At 28.9% G+C, this 2,686-nt stretch carries 5 protein-coding genes; all 5 read right to left on the reverse strand.

The window, feature by feature from the left end; genetic code table 11:
* On the reverse strand, window positions 1–1,222 hold a 1,222-nt coding region (locus U880_RS0101540; protein ID WP_024654495.1), incomplete at its 3' end, for a DUF759 family protein.
* A complete protein-coding gene (locus U880_RS0101545; RefSeq protein ID WP_024654496.1) occupies window positions 1,219–1,449 on the reverse strand; it encodes a DUF1322 family protein in 231 nt (76 codons plus the stop codon). The genes U880_RS0101545 and U880_RS0101540, both read right to left, overlap by 4 nt.
* Before the next feature lie 12 nt (window positions 1,450–1,461).
* A complete protein-coding gene (locus tag U880_RS0101550) occupies window positions 1,462–1,899 on the reverse strand; it encodes a DUF1473 family protein (RefSeq protein WP_024654497.1) in 438 nt (145 codons plus the stop codon).
* Window positions 1,900–1,922: 23 nt separating this feature from the next.
* Entirely contained in the window at window positions 1,923–2,345 is a 423-nt protein-coding gene (locus tag U880_RS0101555; protein WP_024654455.1) for a DUF1463 family protein, read from the reverse strand.
* Window positions 2,345–2,686, reverse strand: a 342-nt coding sequence (locus tag U880_RS0101560) for a DUF787 family protein (protein WP_024654454.1), incomplete at its 5' end; no start/stop codon positions are given. The genes U880_RS0101560 and U880_RS0101555, both read right to left, overlap by 1 nt.

Genomic DNA, 2,686 nt, shown 5'->3' on the forward strand with positions numbered 1-2,686 from the left:
TAAACCATTCGCTGATATTACCGAAAAAACTTGTGAGACCTTTGATCATTGGATCAAGTATGTGAGTTTTGAAAGTAAAGTCTTGAAACCATGTAGCTAGCTGTGATAATTTCGCGAAGAGGGGTTTTACTAGTTCAGATGTAGTTTTTGCAAAAGAATCTTCGGCTTCAATAAGATCATCTTTAAGTTTTTCTTCGGTACTTGCGTATTTAGGAAATTCAAGTGTATTCCAATCATCAATAATTTTTTTTAGTGTGTCTGTTCTAAAAGACAAAGCTTGACTTGAAGATAGTATGTCATATTCCATTTCGTTACGTTCATTGTACTTATGTGTCAATTTGCTAAATGAACCCATAATATTATATAAAGACCCGCCTTTTCCTTGTAAGAATTCTGATACTATAGCAATAGCTGAAGCATTATCATTAACAACCCCTGTGGATTTAAGCCTAGCAGAGAATGCTACTGCTTTATTGAGGTTCTCCTCATTGTTTTGTCCTAAACTTACCAAATCTTTTCTCAAAATTCCAGCATAATTAAGGAACTCTTCTCTATCGATTTCCCTATTAAATCCCGGTATTGTTTGAAGAATATTATTAAGTTGAGCCTTTTCTTGAGTTTTGAATATTCTTGAAGTAATTACATTCATTTTTTTTACATTTGCGTTGTTGATAATAGCTCTTTTAGCATAATTGAATGCATCACCAATTCCACCTTGAAAAGTAGTTCCAAATACTTGTCCAAGAGCAGTTCCAACCGCAATTTTACCTATTTCTTTAGCAGTGCGCTTAGTGCGATTTAGGAATCCGCTTTGCTTTTTTAACGATTTATATTCTAAGTCCATTAATTGTTTTTCGGACATGGTTGATCTTTGTATGGCGATTTTTTTTGCTTTTTTAAATTTCATGCCTTGGCTAATAAGTCTTTTAGTTTCTTGAAGTTTAAACTTTTCTATATTCTTTTGCCTTTTTTGTTCTTCCATTTTTAATTTTTCTTGTTTTTTTTGTTCTGCTAATTTTAATTTTTCATATTTACTTATTTTTGCAAGTTCAGCTTTTTTTTCTTTCAGATTGTGTTTCAATATTTTTTCAGTGCTATCGAGTCTTGTCCTTTTGGGTTTTAGAACTTTTTCAAGAATAGATATATCTTTTTCTAAAGACTTTTTGGTTGAAGCATGATCAAGTACACCTTTGAACTTAATAGTAAATCCAGTGTTATTCATAATATTCCTCTAGATAGAGACATCTCATATATCTTCATTTGAAGTTTTAAATCTGATATTTTATTAACTTCCATTAAATCTTTATAATTCAGTGTTTTTACTTCATTAAAGCTACAAATACCCATCATAACGGGGAAGTGATATTTATCTTTTTTTACATTCTCAAGGAATTTAAAATATGAATTTGTTATTTCTTGAAGAATATCACCTCTTTTATTTATTCTCATAGGCGTATACCTTTAAAATTCTGTTTTTTGTGAATCGAGATTTTGTATTATTTGTTCATAATTCCAACTATCGTCAATATAGTCAAATTTTACAAATCCACCATCAGTATTCAGATAATGACTTAAGTAAATAAGACTTGGTTTCTTAAAGTCTTCTTCTAAGTTAAATGTATCAAATTGAATTGAATAAAGTATTGCAATAAGATAATCCTTGTAGTAAGAAATATATTTTCTATTGTCATCTAAAATGAAGTAAAATTTGTCTAAAAAATCAGGTTTGATCATAATGTTTGTTATTGTCCTGAGATAATCAATATTATTGAGTTTATCAATACCATAATTTTGTGAAAAACCTAATATAGAATCCCATTGATAAACTGGTAATACTTTTACATCGAATGTGTGTGTTTCCTTTTTAGTTAAAATATTCATTTTATAAAGCTGAATCATAAATCCTCCTTAAATTTTAATTATTATGGTTTTTTTACTTCGCAATTAACAGCTCTAATTTCAAACGTAACCTTTTCTGCTTCAGCAGCATAGCTTCTTGATGGTTCTTCTGCAAAGAATGCATTATTAGATACAATGTGAATGTTTTCAAAGTCATTAAATACAAGGCTTAGCAGTTTTTCATATGTACTCTCTTTTACATTGTAAAATTGATTTTGAGACATATCTGTTAGTAGCTTGTAATCATAAGATCCAATAGTTACTTCAACATTAAATATGAAAGTAATAGTTTTAGGGTCTCTAAAACTAACTACCGGAAATCCCATATCTTCAGTACTAGATACAGCTCTTGTTGTAGGTTCACTAGTAAGCTCTAATTTCCCACTTTGAATATGCTTATCTTTAATTGAGAAAAATATCTTCGTTAAGTTGTAAACATGATCCATTATTTAACCTCCTTTAAACTATTTTGATAGCTTTGTATATCTTGTGTTGTGATATTTAATACCACTCCTTTCATAGAATGGTTATAAGTAATATTTATTGATAAGAATAGTTTTAGTGCAGCACTTGCCGATATTTGTATTTTGAGTTTAGAATAAGAAACAATTAGACCTGAATCAATAAGTTCTTTAAGTTTGCATTCAATAGCAGCACTATAAGCATTATCTCTTTGTCCTGATAGTTGAAGTTCTGATAATTTACTATTTTGTCTATTATTTAAGTTCCATATTCTAATAAGTTCTGCAATAAATTCATATTTGATATAGTCATAAGTAAAAATTTC

This window comes from Borrelia hispanica CRI (genome assembly GCF_000500065.1).
In the GTDB taxonomy this organism is placed as follows: domain Bacteria; phylum Spirochaetota; class Spirochaetia; order Borreliales; family Borreliaceae; genus Borrelia; species Borrelia hispanica.

Bases quoted from the DNA above. Each gene is read 5' to 3' on its own strand.
- U880_RS0101545 (WP_024654496.1), bottom strand. From the start codon at position 1,449: ATGAGAATAAATAAAAGAGGTGATATTCTTCAAGAAATAACAAATTCA.
- U880_RS0101550 (WP_024654497.1), bottom strand. From the start codon at position 1,899: ATGATTCAGCTTTATAAAATGAATATTTTAACTAAAAAGGAAACACAC.
- U880_RS0101555 (WP_024654455.1), bottom strand. From the start codon at position 2,345: ATGGATCATGTTTACAACTTAACGAAGATATTTTTCTCAATTAAAGAT.